General features: G+C 71.2%; 10 protein-coding genes. 4 read left to right on the top strand and 6 right to left on the bottom strand.

From position 1 onward, the window contains the following. Window positions 1-3: 3 nt before the first annotated feature. The 5 genes from IEY91_RS24910 to IEY91_RS24890 form a co-directional block, all read right to left on the bottom strand. Window positions 4-1,848 (bottom strand): branched-chain amino acid ABC transporter permease, encoded by a 1,845-nt coding sequence (locus tag IEY91_RS24910; RefSeq protein WP_229697212.1) that lies wholly within the window; start codon window positions 1,846-1,848, stop codon window positions 4-6. Window positions 1,849-1,853: 5 nt separating this feature from the next. Further along, window positions 1,854-2,783 carry a branched-chain amino acid ABC transporter permease gene (locus IEY91_RS24905; protein ID WP_164325897.1) on the bottom strand — a complete coding sequence of 310 codons (930 nt, stop codon included), beginning with the start codon at window positions 2,781-2,783 and terminating at the stop codon, window positions 1,854-1,856. Window positions 2,784-2,875: 92 nt separating this feature from the next. Further along, complete coding sequence (locus IEY91_RS24900; protein ID WP_189175757.1) at window positions 2,876-4,108, bottom strand: branched-chain amino acid ABC transporter substrate-binding protein; 1,233 nt, start codon at window positions 4,106-4,108, stop codon at window positions 2,876-2,878. Between the two features lie 1,014 nt (window positions 4,109-5,122). Continuing rightward, window positions 5,123-5,620 (bottom strand): PaaI family thioesterase, encoded by a 498-nt coding sequence (locus tag IEY91_RS24895; protein ID WP_164325900.1) that lies wholly within the window; start codon window positions 5,618-5,620, stop codon window positions 5,123-5,125. 82 nt (window positions 5,621-5,702) lie between these two features. After that, window positions 5,703-7,982, bottom strand: a complete 2,280-nt coding sequence (locus IEY91_RS24890) for an FdhF/YdeP family oxidoreductase (RefSeq protein ID WP_189175756.1) — start codon at window positions 7,980-7,982, stop codon at window positions 5,703-5,705. Between the two features lie 123 nt (window positions 7,983-8,105). Here IEY91_RS24890 and polA point away from each other — a divergent pair, with 123 nt between their 5' ends. The 4 genes from polA (at window position 8,106) to pgfA (ending at window position 14,164) form a co-directional block, all read left to right on the top strand. Beyond that, a complete protein-coding gene (gene polA / locus IEY91_RS24885; RefSeq protein WP_373288006.1) occupies window positions 8,106-10,862 on the top strand; it encodes a DNA polymerase I in 2,757 nt (918 codons plus the stop codon). Window positions 10,863-11,108: 246 nt separating this feature from the next. Next, a complete protein-coding gene (locus tag IEY91_RS24880; RefSeq protein ID WP_189175755.1) occupies window positions 11,109-12,845 on the top strand; it encodes a lytic transglycosylase domain-containing protein in 1,737 nt (578 codons plus the stop codon). A 174-nt stretch (window positions 12,846-13,019) separates the two neighbouring features. After that, the gene (locus tag IEY91_RS24875) at window positions 13,020-13,154 is read left to right on the top strand and encodes an SPW_0924 family protein (protein WP_106983515.1); all 135 of its coding nucleotides are present in this window, start codon (window positions 13,020-13,022) and stop codon (window positions 13,152-13,154) included. Between the two features lie 11 nt (window positions 13,155-13,165). Next, window positions 13,166-14,164 (top strand): cell envelope lipid trafficking protein PgfA, encoded by a 999-nt coding sequence (pgfA, locus tag IEY91_RS24870; protein ID WP_189175754.1) that lies wholly within the window; start codon window positions 13,166-13,168, stop codon window positions 14,162-14,164. Between the two features lie 134 nt (window positions 14,165-14,298). On the opposite strand, the gene IEY91_RS24865 is transcribed toward pgfA, so the two are convergent. Continuing rightward, the gene (locus IEY91_RS24865; RefSeq protein WP_189175753.1) at window positions 14,299-17,262 is read right to left on the bottom strand and encodes an ATP-dependent helicase C-terminal domain-containing protein; all 2,964 of its coding nucleotides are present in this window, start codon (window positions 17,260-17,262) and stop codon (window positions 14,299-14,301) included. Window positions 17,263-17,359: the final 97 nt, after the last annotated feature.

Here is a 17,359-nt window from a genome sequence, read left to right as displayed (position 1 = left end):
TGGTCACGCCCCCGCCTTGCTTGCGCCGACGGTTCCTTCGGGGAGTTTCTGCTGGTCGGGTACGTCGAGTTGGTCGGTCTCGTGGTATTCGAGCTGCGCGCGCTTGTTGGCGACGAGGCCTTCGGGCCGGAAGCGCATGAGCAGGATGAGGGCGAGGCCGAACAGCAGCAGCTGGTAGTCCTCGAGGAACTGGAGTTTGGCGGGGATGAGGTAGAGCAGTGCCGCGCCGATGAGGGGTCCGCTGATGGTGCCCATGCCGCCGAGGATGACGGCGGCGAGCAGGAAGGCGGAGTTGGGCGGCACGGTGTTGGCGAAGAGGTACTGCTCGGGGGTGATGCTGTATGAGACGTGTGCCTGCACGGTGCCTGCGAATCCGGCGAGGGTGGCGCCGAGGGCGAAGGCGATGAGCTTCACGCGGAAGCCGTTGATGCCCATGGCGGTGGCGGCGGTCTCGTCCTCGCGGATGGCGACCCAGGCGCGGCCGATGCGGGATTCCCCGGAGCGGCGGAAGACGAGGACGACGACGGCGGTGAAGAAGAGCATCAGCAGGTAGTAGTTGGCGGGCCTGCTGAGGGTGAAGCCGAGGACTTCGTGCTCGATGCCGAGGTTCCAGCCGAGGATTTCGAGGTCGGGGATGTTGGGGATGCCCTGGGCGCCGTTGGTGAGGTCGGGTCCGGCGCTGCCGTTGAGGTTGTTCATGGTGATGCGGAAGATCTCGCCGAAGCCGAGGGTGACGATGGCGAGGTAGTCGCCGCGCAGCCGCAGGGTGGGGGCGCCGATGACGATGCCGAAGACGAGCGATGCGGCGGCGCCGGTGAGGACGGCGGCCCAGAAGGGGAATTTGACGTCGAAGGTGGAGGCGGGCGATCCGGAGACGAGGGCGGCGGTGTAGGCGCCGACACCGAGGAAGGCGACGTATCCGAGGTCGAGGAGTCCGGCGAGGCCGACGACGACGTTCAGGCCGAGGGCGACGGTGGCGAAGATGAGGATGTTGACGCCGATGAGGGCGTAGCTCGCGTCGCTCTGGGTGAAGGGGAACATGGCCGCGGCGATGATCGCGGCGGTGAGGGTGACGTTGCGGTGTTTGGCGGTGAGGGCGTTGAGCCGGGGGATGAGGCCTGCCCGGTTGAGTGCCGTGGCGCCGAGGATGGTGGTGATGAGGAAGCCGATGAAGAGTTCGGAGTAGGCCTCGATGCCGTAGGCGAAGACGTAGAGGCCGATGCCGAACGAGGCGGCGATGATGAGGATTTCGATCCAGTCGGGCAGGGTTTTGGCGCGTGGGGGCGCGGGTGCCTTGAGGCTGGAGCGGAAGCGTTGCCAGGGGTTCTGGTGGGGTTCGTCGGCGGGCAGGTCGGAGGGGAGTCCGAGGGCGCCGATGGTGGCGACGAGGGCGCCGATGCCGGAGATCCAGGCGCCGGGTTCGAGGTTGACGACGCCGCCGAGGTGTTCGGCGATGGCGCCCATGGTGTAGCCGGTGGAGCCGAGTACGGCGAGGCTGAAGAGGATGACGGGGCTGTTGGTGCCGCCGGGGATGAGCCAGCCGAGGCCGCGGATGCCTTGTCCGGCGAGGGCGAAGAGCAGGGTGAGGGCGGCGCCGACGAGGGTGATGATCTGGAGGCCGCCGGGGTAGCCGGTGACGGTGAGGTCGCCGGGGAAGGCGGTGGTCCAGGTCCAGGCGAGGAAGGTGCCGATGAGGGCGGTGGCGGAGCCGGCGTAGACGGCGATGCGGGCGATGTGCGGCGGGAGGGGGAGGGCGGAGGTGGGGAGGTTGGCGGGCGTCTTGGCCGTGCCGCCGGTGTTCCCCGTGCCTCCCGGGTTCCCGGAGTTCTTGGTGGTGTTCGTAGTCATGGGTATCACGCCCGATCCGCGACGCGTTCGCCGAGTAGGCCTTGGGGCCTCAGGAGCAGGACGAGGATGAGCAGGGCGAAGGCCCACACGTCCTTCCAGGCGCCGCCGCCGAACTGTTCCATGCCGGGTACGTCGGCCATGTAGCCGGTGGCGAGGGCTTCGGCGACGCCGAGGACGATGCCGCCGAGCATGGCGCCGTAGATGTTGCCGATGCCGCCGAGTACTGCCGCGGTGAAGGCCTTGAGGCCCATGATGAAGCCCATTTTGAAGCCGACCTGGCCGTTGTGGAGCCCGTAGCCGACGGCTGCGATGGCGGCGAACGCGGCGCCGATGGCGAAGGCCATGACGATGATGCGGTCGGTGTTGATGCCCATGAGCTTGGCGGTGTCGGGGTCCTGGGCGGTGGCCTGCATGCCGCGGCCGGTGCGGGTCTTGTTGACGTAGTAGGCCAGCGCGAGCATGCACAGGGGAGCGGCGAGGATGAGGAAGAAGTCACCGCGCTGGACGTCGGCGCCGAAGATGTGCACGGGGTCGCCGCTGAACTGCGGGAAGGTGCGGTCCTTCTTCGCTTCGGGGTACCACTTCCAGATGGCCTGCTGGAGCAGGATGGACAGGCCGATGGCGGTGATGAGTGGTGCGAGTCGTGGTGCGCCGCGCAGGGGGCGGTAGGCGAAGCGTTCTGCGGCGGTGCCGACGGCGACGGAGCATATGACGCCACCGATGATCATGAGCGGGATCGCGGCGAGCAGCGAGAATCCGTCGGGGAGCCACAGGGAGACGGTGAGGGCGCCGAAGCCCCCGATCATGAAGATCTCGCCGTGGGCGAAGTTGATGAGCTGGACGATTCCGTAGACCATCGTGTAGCCGATCGCGATGAGACCGTACATCGCGCCGAGGATGAGTCCATTGGCCAGCTGTTGCGGCAGTTCGTTCACCGCAGGGCCTCCGTTGGTTCGGATATGGCACCGCGCGGGAGCGCTGGTGGCGCTTCCCGCGCGGTCTTGGAGTCAATGGCTGTGCGTGGGGTTTAGCGCGGCTTGTAGGCCTCGCTGAACTTCGAGCCCCACTTGTTGTTCTTGACCTCGTACGCGGTCATCATCGTGTTCGTGGTGTCGCCGTACTTGTCGAAGGAGACGCTGCCGGTGACGCCGTCGAACTTGACCTTGCTCATGCTGGCGAGGACCTTCTCGCGGGCGTCGGAGGGGAGCTTTCCGTCGTTTTCGTCGACGGCGAGCTTGACGGCTTCGATGATCGCCCAGGTGGCGTCGTAGGTGCCGCCGCCGTAGGTCTCCATGTTTTCCTTGTAGTTCTTGTTGTATTCCGCGATGAACTTCTTCGCGGAGGGGAGCTCCTCGACGGGGGCGCCGACGGAGGTGCCGAAGTCGCCTTCGGCCTTCTTGTTGAGCTTGGGGAACTCGTCGCTCTTCATGCCGTCGCCGCCCATGAGCGGGATCTTGGCGCCGGATTCCTTGAGCTGCTGGCTGAGGGGGGCCGCGGCGGGGTATTCGCCGCCGTAGTAGACGGCTTCGGCGCCGGTGCCCTTGACCTTGGAGGTGACGGACTTGAAGTCGCGGTCCTCGGGGTTGACGTGGTCGGAGCCGACGATCTTGCCGCCGAGGTCGGTGAAGGTGTCCTTGAAGGACGCGGCGAGGCCGGCGCCGTAGGTCTTCTGGTCGTCGATCAGGTAGACCTTCTTGATCTTCGCCTTCTGGAACAGGTACTGGGCGGCGAACTGGCCCTGGACCTGGTCGGTGGTGGCGGTGCGGAAGAAGGTCTTGAACTGACGCTTCTTGTCGCCCGTCTTCCAGCCGTCGCCCTGGGTCAGCTCGGTGCCGGTGTTGGCGGGCGAGATCTGGGTGAGGTTGGCGTCGTTGAAGGGCTTCTGCATCGACTGCGAGACGCTGGAGTTCAGCGGGCCGACGACGCCGATGACGTCGTTGTTGCTGATGAACTTCTGGGCGTTCTGGCCGCCTACGGAGGGCTGGGCCTGGTCGTCGAGGGGCTCGAGCTTGAACTCGACGCCGTCGACCGTGTTCTCCTTGTTGGCGGTCTTTACGGCGAGTTCGGCGGAGTTGCGCATGCCGATGCCGAGCGCGGAGAGGTCGCCGGTGAGGGGGGCGTCGAAGCCGATGGTGACGGTGGTCTTGCCGCCGCCGTTGTCGTCGGAGCCCTTGTCCTTGTCGCGCGACCCGCAGGCGGTGAGGGTCAGTGCTCCCGTGGTCAGCACCGTGGTGAGGATGAGCGCGGAACGGTTTCGCACGATGGGTCCTTTCCCTGGCGCGGCCACCTCAGCGGAGGTGCCGTGAAGATCGCCGGGCCGTACTGGTGGTGGTACAGGGCCGTGCAATTCAGTTCGCGCCCGGCGGCGCGGTGACTGGCCGTGACTCTAAGGGGGCATTTGATCCAGGTGGAGTGGTCGAGGCAAGGCTGTGACGCTCTTGTTATGCCGCGGACTATTCCGGGGCGGAACTCGGGGGGCGGTTGTGGCGGAATACGTACGCTTCGGCAGATCCCGCCCGCCGGGAACCGGCAGGACCGTTTAGCGGTTTGACTCATGACAGCGGTGTTCGGGGCGTATGCGGGTCCGCGCACGCGGAAATGATCTTTTGTGTGTTCCGGGTGCTTCAGGTGGGTCGCGAGGGGATTGCACGCGCATTACGCAGCGTTACCGCAGGGAAAGGGAGCCCGGGATTCCGGGGCACTTTTCCGTTTTCGCGAATGTGCTCGGTCAGGAGTGTTATTGCGCAGCACTCCTGTTTTTGCCGTGAAGACCACGGCGGCGCACGGGTCCGGAGCGAGTGAGGGCCCGCGGCGGCTTACGGAGGGGGCGGGGCTCGCTCGGCGCGCCCTGGATACGGATGGTGACGACTCATGTCCGCTATGCGGTGACAGGGCCGAACGGAGCCGTCGCGTCCGCCCGCGCGCTACCAGGGATTGCCGCCGGGCCCGCCGTCCCGGTAGCGGTCCGCGCACTTCTCGCGGGTCTGGCGCTCCATCAACTTCCGGCCCGCAGCGGTCCCGTGACGCAGTTGAGGATGAGGACGCGCAGATGTCCTCGGGCGATGTGGAGTGCGGGGCGGGGGCGCGCTCCGGGGCGGCGCCGGAGTCCGTGCAGCCGGCGGTGGCGGGCAGGGCGCACAGGGCGGCGGCGAGGGCGAGCGCGCGGAGGATCCTGCGGGGCCTCATACGGGGACGCCAGGGCGGGGTGCGGGGTGCGGGGTGCGGGGCTCGGGCAATGCCCGCGCACTCACCCGCCCCCGCCCGCCCGTCGGGTTCAGGCCGCCGTGCCGCCGCCCGCGCGGGCCGGGTCCGTGGCCGCGTCCACCGGGCGCAGCATGCAGGTCAGGCGGGCGCTGCAGACGCGCTTGTCGTTCTCGTCGGTGATGACGATCTCGTACGTGGCCGTGGAGCGGCCGCGGTGTACGGGGGTGGCGACGCCCGTGACGAGGCCGGAGCGCACGCCGCGGTGGTGGGAGCAGTTCAGGTCGACGCCGACGGCGAGCTTCTTGCTGCCGCCGTGGAGCATCGAGCCGATCGACCCGAGGGTCTCGGCGAGGACCGCGGACGCGCCGCCGTGCAGCAGGCCGTACGGCTGGGTGTTGCCCTCGACGGGCATGGTGCCGACCACGCGCTCGGCGGAGGCCTCGAGGATCCGCACGCCCATGCGGCTGCCGAGGTGGCCGGCGGAGAACAGGGCGGGCAGGTCGACGCCGAGCGCGGCGTACTCGTCGATGACCTCTTGCGGGAACTTGGTCGTGTGCTGCTCACCCATGGGGCCGGGCTCCGTTCGTCGACGACACCTGACTACGACAGCGGCGGCCACCGAGGTGGCGCGCCGGTTGCTGAGCGAACGCTCAGTCGGTCGCCGATTGTTCCAGGCGTACGACCACGGACTTGCTGGCGGGGGTGTTGCTCGTGTCGGCCGTGGCGTCCAGCGGCACCAGCACGTTGGTCTCGGGGTAGTACGCCGCCGCGCAGCCGCGTGCCGTCGGGTAGTGCACGATGCGGAATCCGGGTGCGCGCCGCTCGACGCCGTCCTGCCACTCGCTGACGAGGTCGGTGTACGCGCCGTCGGCGAGGCCGAGCTCGCGGGCGTCGTCGGGGTTGACCAGGACGACGCGGCGGCCGTTCTTGATGCCTCGGTAGCGGTCGTCGAGGCCGTAGATGGTGGTGTTGTACTGGTCGTGGGAGCGCAGGGTCTGCAGCAGCAGGCGGCCCTCGGGGACCGTGGGGTACTCGACGGGCGCGGCCGTGAAGTTGGCCTTGCCGGTGGCCGTGGGGAAGCGGCGTTCGTCGCGCGGGGCGTGCGGGAGCGCGAAGCCCGCCGGGTCGGCGACGCGGGCGTTGAAGTCCTCGAAGCCGGGCACCACGCGCGCGATGCGGTCGCGCACCGTGGCGTAGTCCTTCTCGAACTCCTCCCAGGGCGTGGCCGATTCGGGGCCGAGGACGCTGCGGGCGAGGCGGCACACGATGGCGGGCTCGGACAGCAGGTGCGGGCTCGCGGGCTCCAGGCGCCCGCGCGAGGCGTGCACCATGCCCATGGAGTCCTCGACGGTCACGAACTGCTCGCCGCTCCCCTGGAGATCGCGCTCCGTGCGACCCAACGTGGGCAGGATCAGGGCGCGCGTGCCGGTGACGGCGTGCGAGCGGTTGAGCTTCGTGGACACGTGCACCGTCAGCCGTGCGCGCCGCATGGCCGCCTCCGTGACCTCCGTGTCGGGCGACGCGGACACGAAGTTGCCGCCCATGGCGAAGAAGACCTTCGCCTCGCCGTCGCGCAGCGCGCGGATGGCGCGCACGACGTCCAGGCCGTGGTGGCGCGGCGGCGCGAAGCCGAACTCCTTCTCCAGGGCGTCGAGGAACGCGGGCGCGGGCCGCTCGAAGATGCCCATCGTGCGGTCGCCCTGCACGTTGGAGTGGCCGCGCACGGGGCACACGCCCGCGCCGGGCCGCCCGATGTTGCCCCGCAGCAGCAGGAAGTTGACGACCTCGCGGATGGTGGGCACCGCGTGCTTGTGCTGGGTCAGGCCCATCGCCCAGCACACCACCGTGCGCTTCGAGGCGAGCACCATGCGCAGGGCTTCCTCGATGCGGGCGCGGTCCAGGCCGGTGGCCGTCAGCGTCTCGTCCCAGTCGGCGGCGCGCGCGGCGGCCACGAACTCCTCGTACCCATGGGTGTGTTCGCGTACGAACTCCTCGTCGACGGCGCCGTCCGTCTCCAGGACGAGCTTGTTGAGGAGGCGGAAGAGGGCCTGGTCGCCGCCGAGGCGGATCTGCAGGAACAGGTCGGTGAGGGCGGTGCCCTTGAGCATGCCCTGGGGGGTCTGCGGGTTCTTGAAGCGCTCCAGGCCGGCCTCGGGCAGCGGATTCACCGTGATGATCTTCGCGCCGTTGTTCTTCGCCTTCTCCAGGGCGGAGAGCATGCGCGGGTGGTTCGTGCCGGGGTTCTGCCCGGCGACGATGATCAGGTCCGCCTTGTAGAGGTCTTCGAGGAGGACGCTGCCCTTGCCGACGCCGAGGGTCTCGGTGAGGGCCGAGCCCGACGACTCGTGGCACATGTTCGAGCAGTCGGGCAGATTGTTCGTGCCGAGCTCGCGCGCGAACAACTGGTACAGGAACGCCGCCTCGTTGCTCGTGCGCCCCGACGTATAGAAGAGGGCCTCGTCGGGCGAGCCGAGGGCGGCGAGCTCCTCGGCGACGATGTCGAAGGCCCGCTCCCAGGGCACCGCCTCGTAATGGTCGGAGCCCTCCGCCAGATACATGGGGTGGGTGAGGCGGCCCTGCTGGCCCAGCCAGTACCCACTGCGGGTGGCGAGGTCGGCGACCGGGTGCGCGGCGAAGAAGTCCGGCGTGACGCGGCGCAGCGTGGCCTCCTCCGCGACGGCCTTCGCGCCGTTCTCGCAGAACTCCGCCTTGTGCCGGTGCTCCGGCTCGGGCCAGGCGCAGCCGGGGCAGTCGAAGCCGTCCTTCTGATTGACGCGAAGCAGCGTCAGCGCCGTGCGCCGCACGCCCATCTGCTGCTGCGCCATGCGCAGGGTGTGACCGATGGCGGGCAGACCGGCCGCCGCGTGCTGGGCGTCCGTGACCTGCGGCGCGTCCTGGACCGGATCGCCCTTGGGCGGCTTGCTTGCCATGGCCTGCTCCTCTTCGAGCGCATACGTGACGTACGTCTCCGATCCTCCCACGCACGACTGACACAACCCCCGGCCGGGCTGTGGATGGCCGGACTGTCAGTGGGGCGTGGCAGGATCGGGGGCGTGGCAGAAACAGCAGCGAAGAAGAAGTCCGCGCCCGCCGGCAAGACGGCGAAGAAGGCGAGCCCGACCGGCGGCGAGCGTCCGCGCCTGCTCCTGATGGACGGGCACTCCCTGGCGTACCGGGCGTTCTTCGCGCTGCCCGCGGAGAACTTCACGACGGCGACGGGCCAGCCGACGAACGCGATCTACGGCTTCGCGTCGATGCTGGCGAACACGCTGCGCGACGAGGCGCCCACGCACTTCGCGGTGGCCTTCGACGTCTCGCGCAAGACCTGGCGCTCCGAGGAGTTCACGGAGTACAAGGCGAACCGCTCCAAGACCCCCGACGAGTTCAAGGGCCAGGTCGAGCTGATCGGCGAGCTGCTCGACGCGATGAGCGCGGTGCGCTTCGCGGTCGACGGCTTCGAGGCGGACGACGTCATCGCCACGCTGGCCACGCAGGCCGAGGCCGCCGGCTTCGAGGTCCTCATCGTCACCGGCGACCGTGACTCCTTCCAGCTCATCAGCGAGCACGTGACGGTCCTTTATCCGACGAAGGGCGTCTCGGAGCTGACGCGCTTCACCCCGGAGAAGGTCGAGGAGAAGTACGGCCTCACCCCCGCGCAGTACCCCGACTTCGCGGCGCTGCGCGGCGACCCGTCGGACAACCTCCCGGGCATCCCCGGTGTCGGCGAGAAGACGGCCGCGAAGTGGATCAACCAGTTCGGTTCGTTCGCGGAGCTGGTGGAGCGCGCCGACGAGGTCAAGGGCAAGGCGGGGCAGAACTTCCGCGACCACCTGGACGCGGTGAAGCTCAACCGTCGCCTGACGGAGATGGTGCGCGACGTCGAGCTGCCCAAGGGGGTCGACGACCTGGAGCGCGCTCCGTACGACCGCAAGGGCGTCGCGATGGTCCTGGACACCCTGGAGATCCGCAACCCCTCGCTGCGCGAGCGCCTCCTGGCCGTGGACCCGGGCGCCGAGGAGGTCGAGGAGGCACCGGCCGCCGAGGGCATCGACCTGGACGGCTCGGTGCTCGGCTCCGGCGAGCTCGCGCCCTGGCTCGCCGAGCACGGCAAGGCGGTCCTCGGCCTGGCCACCGTCGACACCTGGCAGCTGGGCACAGGCTCGGTCACCGAGGTCGCGCTCGCGGCGGCCGGAGGCGCGGCGGCCTGGTTCGACCCGGCGCGGCTCGACGAGGCCGACGAGAACGCCTTCGCGGCCTGGCTCGCCGACGCGGAGAAGCCCAAGGTCCTGAACAACGCCAAGGGCGTCATGCGGGTCTTCGCCGAGCACGGCTGGAGCGTCGACGGCATCACCATGGACACCGCGCTCGCGGCGTATCTGGTCAAGCCGGGCCGCCGCTCCTTCGACCTGGACGCGCTGTCCCTGGAGTATCTGGGCCGTGAGCTGGTGCCCGCGGCGGCCGACGGCCAGCTCGCGTTCGGCGCCGAGGACGAGGACGGCGCCGAGGCGGACACGCTGATGGTGCGGGCCCGCACCATCCTCGACCTGGGCACGGCCTTCGGCGACCGCCTCAAGGAGGTGAACGCCGCGGACCTCCTCAAGGACATCGAGCTGCCCACGTCCACCCTCCTGGCCCGCCTGGAGCGGCACGGCATCGCGGCGGACCGCGCCCATCTGGAGTCCATGGAGCAGCAGTTCGCGGGCGCCGTGCAGCAGGCGGTGAAGGAGGCGCACGCGGCCGCGGGCCACGAGTTCAACCTCGGCTCGCCCAAGCAGCTCCAGGAAGTCCTCTTCGGCGAGCTGGGCCTGCCCAAGACGAAGAAGACCAAGACGGGGTACACCACGGACGCCGACGCCCTGGCCTGGCTCGCCGCCCAGACGGACAACGAACTGCCCGTGATCATGCTCCGCCACCGCGAGCAGGCCAAGCTGCGCGTCACCGTCGAGGGCCTGGTCAAGTCGATCGCCGCGGACGGCCGCATCCACACGACGTACAACCAGACCGTGGCCGCCACGGGCCGCCTGTCGTCGACCGAGCCGAACCTGCAGAACATCCCGGTGCGCACCGACGAGGGCCGGGCCATCCGCCGCGGCTTCGTCGTCGGCGAGGGCTTCGAGTCCCTGATGACGACGGACTACAGCCAGATCGAACTGCGCGTCATGGCCCACCTGTCGGAGGACGAGGGCCTCATCGAGGCGTTCACCTCCGGCGAGGACCTGCACACCACGGTCGCATCCCAGGTGTTCGGCGTGGAGCGCTCCGCGGTCGACGCGGAGATGCGCCGCAAGATCAAGGCGATGTCGTACGGATTGGCGTACGGCCTCTCGGCCTTCGGCCTCTCCGGGCAGCTCGGCATCGAGGCGGGCGAGGCCCGCGCCCTGATGGACACCTACTTCGAGCGCTTCGGCGGCGTACGCGACTATCTGCGCCGCGTCGTCGACGACGCCCGCGCGACGGGGTACACGGAGACGATGCTGGGCCGGCGCCGCTATCTGCCCGACCTCAACAGCGACAACCGGCAGCGGCGCGAGATGGCCGAGCGGATGGCGCTGAACGCGCCGATCCAGGGCACGGCCGCGGACATCGTCAAGATCGCCATGCTGAACGTGGACCGCGCGCTGACGGAGGCGAAGCTGACCTCGCGGATGCTGCTCCAGGTCCACGACGAAATCGTCCTGGAGATCGCCCCCGGCGAGCGGGCGGCCGTGGAGGAGCTGGTCCGCCGGGAGATGGCCGGGGCGGTCTCGCTGCGGGCGCCGCTGGACGTGTCGGTGGGCGTGGGGCCGGACTGGGAATCGGCCGCTCACTAGCCGTACAAGCCCGAAGTTGTGGGCAAACAGTGCGCCCCGGGCGAGCCTTCGGTGAACGAGAAGGATCCGGGGCGCAACAACGGGGAACCGGGACAGGGCTGTGACGCGCCAACCCGGGAAAATCGGGCACGAACAGGTGTCTAGGCTTTGGAAGTTGTCGTAGTGTCGCCTGAGTCGGCCCAGGTGGCGCGCGGGTGCGCCCGGGGCGGCGACGGGCAGGGTCGTCAAGGGGAGGGATACACGGACATGGCGGCGGTATTCGGCAAGCGGATGCGCAGGACCGCGATGACCACCGCGGTCGCCGCCGCGGCGGTGGCGGCGCTGGCCGCCTCGCAGGCCCCTGGCGCGACGACCGACCAGGCGCGTGACGACCGCGCGGGCGCCGGCGCCGCGGACTCCTCGCCCTCGCCGGACGGCGACTCCGCCACCGGCAACTCGCCGTACTACACGGACCTCCCGCCCCTGCACAGCCCCGTCCCGCCGACCGCCAAGCCCGGCGGTGGCGGCGTCGGCACCGGCGACCCCGAAGCGGGCCTGCCCGCCACGGTCCTGGAGGCGTACAAGAAGGCCGAAGCGGCCGTGCGCATGTCCCGGCCCGGCTGCAACCTGCCCTGGCAACTGCTCGCCGCCATCGGCAAGGTCGAGTCCGGCCAGGCCCGCGGCGGCCGCGTCGACGCCGACGGCACGACGCTCACGCCGATCCTCGGCCCGGTCCTCAACGGCAACGGCTTCGCGAAGATCACCGACACCGACGGCGGCGCGTTCGACGGCGACACCACGCACGACCGCGCCGTCGGCCCCATGCAGTTCATCCCCTCCACCTGGGAGAACTGGCAGCAGGACGGCAACGCCGACGGCAAGAAGGACCCGAACAACATCTACGACGCCGCGCTCGGCGCCGCCCACTACCTGTGCGCGAACGGCCGCGACCTCGCCGTCAAGGACGACCTGCACGCCGCGATCCTCAGCTACAACCGCTCGACGGAGTACCTGAACACGGTCCTGTCGTGGCTGGAGTACTACCGCAAGGGCACCCACGAGATCCCCGACGGCTCCGGCTCCCTCCCGGGCGACCGCAGCGACGAGAACCGGCCCTCGCCCGGCACGTCGACCCCGCCGCTCAGGCCCAAGCCGCCGGCGAGCACCCCGCCGAAGCCGCTGCCCGAGCCCCAGGAGCCCGGCAAGCCCGGCAAGACGCCCGACCAGACCGACACGAGGCCCGGGACCCCGAAGCCGCCGGACAAGCCCGAGCCCCCGAAGCCCCCCAAGCCGCCGAAGCCCCCGAAGCCCGCCGACCAGGTCGCCCGCCTGGAGAACGCGGGTGCCGCGGAGCTGACGGCGACCGCGGGCGACGCCTTCGCCGGGCGCGTCGCGGCCAAGGCGGAGACCGGCTCCGGCCGGGGCGTGCCCAAGGTCAAGGTCCGGTTCACCATCTCCGGTGACACCGACACCCGGTTCGAGGGCGGCGCGCGCAGCGTCACCGTCACCACGACCGGCACCGGCACGGCCACGGCGCCCGTCATCGAGGCGGGCGAGCGGACCGGCGGGTTCACCGTCCGCGCCCGGGTCGTGGACCGCTCCCTGACCGCCGTCGAGGTGCCCGCGACCGTCACCGCCCGCCAGGCCGACAAGCTGGAGCGCACCAGCGACAAGGCACTGGTCTGCGAGCCCGGCAAGGAGTTCGCCGACCAGGTCGAGGTCGAGGCGACGTACAAGGGCGAGAGCGCCGCGGGCGTCGCCGCCACCGCCACGATGATCAAGTCGGCGCAGAACGGCACCGCGAACGACAAGGGCCCCTACTTCAAGGACGCCGACGGCAAGCCCGTGCGCACCCTCAAGGGCCTCAAGACCGACGAGGACGGCAAGCTGCTGCTGCCGAAGATGTACGCCGACGACACCGCCGGGACGTACTTCGTACGCATCGTCACCAACGGCGGCGCCACGATCACCGTCGAACTGAAGGTGGCCGCGCCCGCCGCGTGACAAGCCCTCCGCTCGCGCACCACCCGCACGCAGCACCCGACCGCCTCCGGCCCGCAAAGGGCCGGAGGCGGTCGCCGTGTGTGCAACGTGTTCTCATCTGGCCTGTCCGTTGCTACGGTGCCCCAGCCCTGACGCACAGTCAGTTCCTGGTTCCAGCCGCCTCGGGAGGCCCGTATGCGTGCCCTCATCGCCGCCGCCACCGGTCTCGCCGTCGCCCTCGCCCTGGTCCTGACGATCACGGCCGTCGGAGCCCCGTCCGGCGAGACCTCGCCCAAGCCGCTGCTCACCACCGTCCCCAAGCACCCGTAGGGAGGGCCGAGATGCGCCGCAAGGCCAGCCTGGTCCTGCTCGCCTTCGCCGTGTTCTGCGCGGCCATGTCCCCGCTCATGCGCTGGTACGCCTTCCCGCGCCTCGCCAAGATCCCGCCGAGCCAGTACCAGGAGGCGGTCCTGGAGGCGAAGAACCCGACGCTCATCGACTACGGCACGATGAAGGCCAAGAAGGTCCCCATGGTCACCATCGTGCAGACCCTCAAGGGCAACGTGGAGGCGTCGGAGAAGATCGAGAAGAGTGCCGACCGCGACGTCGTGGTCTGGGACGCCCTGTCCTACGTACAGGACGCCGAGGGCAAGATGGTCTCCAAGATCCCCGAGCGGTACATCTTCGACGCGCACAGCCAGGAACCCGTGCACGCCACCGGCGAGATGGTCGACGGCGACCCCGTCAAGCGCGAGGGCATCGAGTTCAAGTGGCCCTTCCTGACCGAGAAGCGGGACTACGAGTACTTCGACGCGCAGGCCCGCATCACCAGGCCCATCCACTACAAGGGCACCCAGGACTTCCGCGGCGTGAAGGTCTACTACTTCGAGCAGACCATCCCCTGGACCAAGGTCCCCTTCCCCAGGACGATGCCGGTCAAGGACATCACCCCGGAGTCCCTCGCCAAGACCGGCACCACCCGCTGGTACACCACGATCCGCAAGTTCTGGGTCGACCCGACCACCGGGGCGCCCGTCTACGGCGAGGAGATCCAGCGGAACGAACTGCGCGGCGGCACCCTGCTCGGCGACCGCGACAAGGTCACGGTGTTCGCCGGGCACGTGAAGATGCGCGAGGACTACATCCAGAGCACGGTCGACCTGGTGAAGTCCCAGCGCGTCCTGGTGCTCCTGCTGACCTCCTACCTCCCCTGGGGCTTCCTCGTCCTCGGCGCGCTCCTGCTCGCGCTCTCCCTCTGGCTGGAGGCCCGCAGCCGCAGACCGGGCGACCCGGCGCCGTCCGCCGCGAAGGACCCGGAACCCGAGCCGGTCAAGGCCTAGGCGCTTCGCTGGATGTGCGGTGCGAAACCTGCGGGCCGTCAGTGGCTGGTCGCGCCCACGCGGCGGAGCCGCACATGGACGCAGCCCCGCGCCCCTTCAGGGCCCTTCGTACCGCGGCGGACTTCGGAGCCCGCTCAGGCGCCCGCGCCCCGTCGGTCCTGGCGGGCCTTCGTGTAGCGGGTCGGCGCGGCCGTCGCCGGATCTTCCGGCCAGGGGTGCTTCGGGTAGCGGCCGCGCAGTTCGGCGCGCACCGAGCGGTAGCCGTCGCGCCAGAAGGAGGCGAGGTCGGCGGTGACGGCCGCGGGGCGCCCTGCGGGCGACAGCAGATGCACAAGCAGCGGTACGCCCGCCACGCGCGGAGTGTCCTGAAGCCCGAACATCTCCTGCAACTTCACGGCCAGCACGGGCTGTTCGGGATCCGCGTAGTCGACGCGGATCCGGGACCCGCTCGGCACCTCCACGCGCTCCGGCGCAAGGGCGTCCAGGCGGGCTGCCTCGCCGGTGGCCCACGGCAGCAGCCGCGTCAGCGCCTGCCCGGCGTCGATGCGCCCCAGGTCGGCGCGGCGGCGGGCCCGCCCGAGCTCGGGTTCGAGCCACGCGTCGGCCCGCTCCAGGAGCACCTCGTCGGACACGTCCGGCCAGGGCTCGCCCAGGTGCCGCCGCAGAAATCGCAGCCGGTCGCGCAGTGCGGACGCGTCCCGGTCCCACCGCAGCAGCCCGAGCCCCTCCCGCCGCAGCCCTTCAAGCAGCCCTTCCCGTACGAGTACGGGGTCCGGGTCCCGCAACGGCCGCACCACAAGCTCCACCGCACCCAGCCGCTCCACATGCCGCGCGACGAGCCCACCGTCGACCCAGGCGACCTCGTCCCCCTCGGCGAGCAGCGACGCGGCGGCCGCACGGGCGACACCCTCGTCGACAACGGCCCCGAGCCGCACCCGAGCGTGCCCGGCCCCCACCCCCCGATCAGCCACAGCCACCGCGACCCACGGGGCCCCCGCGATCCCGGACCCGTTCCCCACCTCGGCCCGCGTCCCGCCGACCATCAGATACGTCCCGTCCCTCTGGCGCCTCGCCACCCGCTCCGGGAAGGCGAGGGCGGCTACGAGGCCTACGACTAGGTCGTCTCGGGGGCCCTGGCCGTCGGCCAAGGGCCCGAGGCCGCCGCTGTCGTGCTCGCGGCCGTCGCGGTCCGAGGCCGAGCCGCTCTGCGTCGCGTCGGCGCGTGCCTCTGCCGGTTCCGGGTTCCGGGCGGGTGCAGGGCTCGCGGCCTTCCGCCCTCGGCTTCCCTCCACGGCGTTGGTGTGTGGTCCTGTTGGGTCCGGGTCGCGGGTGGGCATGGGGCTGCTGCTGACCCGCTCCTGGCCGACCCCGCCCGTGTCTCCGGCCCCACCGCGCTCCGGGGCGTCGGCGCTCGGTGCCCCCGGTTTCAGGTGCCCGGCGAGTGGGTGGGAAATGTCCCGCGCCGACGCGGTGGTCGCGGCCGACGTGGGCGTGGCCCGGTCGGCCGACATGGGCGTGGTCGACGGCGCGGCACCCGTGGACGTGGCCGCCCCGGTCGGCGGCGCGGTGGCCGACGGCGTGGCTCCCGCCGCCGACGTGAGGCGCCGTACCTCGCTCCGCCAGCGCGCGGCGTACGCGTCCGCGCCCCGGCGGGCAGCACGCAGCGCCGATGCGAGGTCGTCCCCGTACTCACGGGGAGGCTCTTCGCTGAGGAGGGCGACGGCCTCTGCCGCGCGGCGGGCGCCGACCCGGGGTGCCGCGTCCAGGAGGGCGCGGGCGAGCCGTGGGTGCACCCCGGCCCGGGACAGCCGGACCCCACGGTCCGTGACCCGCCCCGTCGCGCCGTCCACCGCGCCGATCGCCGTCAGTACGTCCCGCGCGGCGGCCATCGCGCCCGCGGGCGGCGCGTCGAGCAGCGCGAGCCCGCCCGCCCCGGGATCCCCCCAGCACGCGGCCTGCAGCGCGAACGCCGTCAGGTCGGCCACCTTGATCTCGGGGGAGGGGAAACGCGAGAGGCGCCCGTCCTCGGCCTCCGCCCAGCACCGGTACACCGCGCCCGGCGCCTCACGCCCGGCCCGCCCCGCCCGCTGCCGCCCGGCCGCCTGCGAGGCCCGCACGGTGGTCAGGGAACTCAGCCCCCGCGCGTGATCCACCCGCGGCTCCCGCGCGAGACCGGAGTCCACCACGACCCGCACCCCCGGCACCGTCAAGGACGACTCGGCCACCGACGTCGCGAGCACGACCCGGCGCCGCTCCCCGCCCGCGAGGACCGCGTCCTGCACGGCGGCCGGCGCCCGCCCGTGCACCTGGAGCACCTCGACCCCGCCCAGATCCCCCAGCTGCCCCGCCACCCGGCCGATCTCGCCGACCCCGGGCAGGAAGCACAGCACGTCCCCGTCCCGCTCCCGAAGCGCCCGCCGCACCGTCGCGGCCACATGCGCGAGCAGCGCCGGATCCACCCGCATCCCGTGCGGCGGCCGCACCGGCCGCGCGGGCGGAGCCCACACCACCTCCACGGGGTGCGCGGTCCCCGCCGCCTCCACCACGGGCGCACCGCCGAGGACCCGCGCCCACCCCTCCGCGTCCGTGGTCGCCGAAGCCGCCACCAGCTTCAGCTCCGGCCGCAGCGCCTCGCGCACGTCGATCAGGAAGGCCGCGACCGTATCGGCGTCCAGATGCCGCTCGTGACACTCGTCGATCACGACGGCATCCACGCCCGCGAGCTCCTGGTCGCGCTGCAGGCGCTGGAGCAGGACACCGGTCGTGACGACCTCCACGCGAGCGCGTGGCCCCACCACGCGCTCGCCGCGCACCGTGTAGCCGACGCTCCCGCCGACCTTCTCGCCGAGCAGCCACGCCATCCGCCGGGCGGCGGCCCGCGCGGCGATGCGCCGGGGCTCGGCGACCACGACGCGACGTACCGGACCGCGCCCGTCACCCTCGCCGTCCACGAGCCCGGCGAGCGCCAGCGGTACGAGGGTGGTCTTGCCGGTGCCGGGCGGCGCGCACAGCACGGCGGCACCCGGCCCCTCCAGGGCGGCGCGCAGCGCGGGCAGCGCCTCGCGCACGGGCAGTTTCAGAGCGGCGTCACGGATCACGCCCTCAGTCTCGTACGCCGCCGCCCGAGCACGAACACCCACTCAGCCCCGTACACCGCCGCCCACGCCCGAAACGGACCCGAGCAGCAGGCATCGG

It is taken from the genome of Streptomyces lasiicapitis, from assembly GCF_014646335.1.
Taxonomy (GTDB): Bacteria; Actinomycetota; Actinomycetes; order Streptomycetales; family Streptomycetaceae; genus Streptomyces; species Streptomyces lasiicapitis.
This window is presented reverse-complemented; position numbering and strand designations above follow the sequence as displayed.